Annotated in this window: 1 pseudogene; it reads right to left on the bottom strand. The window is 68.3% G+C overall.

Going from position 1 to position 303, the window contains the following annotated elements:
* A pseudogene (gene nifH, locus A7975_RS21010) lies at positions 1-303 on the bottom strand (nitrogenase reductase); the annotation flags it as partial.

Raw genomic sequence — 303 nt, 5'->3', positions numbered from 1 at the left:
CTCGCGGATGGGCATGGCGAAGCCGCCGCAGACGACGTCTCCCAGGACGTCGTAGAAGACGTAATCCAGGCTCTTGTCCTCGTCGTAGGCGCCGAGCTGTTCGAGCAGGTTGATCGAGGTGATGATGCCGCGGCCGGCACAGCCGACGCCCGGCTCCGGCCCGCCCGACTCGGTGCACATGGTCCGGCCGAAACCGGGGCGGAGGACGTCCTCCAGGTCGACGTCCTCGCCCTCCTCCCGCAGGGTGTCCAGCACGGTCTTCTGCGCCAGGCCGCCCATCAAGAGCCGCGTCGAGTCAGCTTT

It is taken from the genome of Bacillus sp. FJAT-26390 (assembly GCF_001682865.1).
Classification (GTDB): Bacteria; Bacillota; Bacilli; order Paenibacillales; family Paenibacillaceae; genus Pristimantibacillus.
The sequence above is the reverse complement of the archived record's forward strand: the minus strand, read 5'-3'. Positions and strand labels throughout refer to the sequence as shown.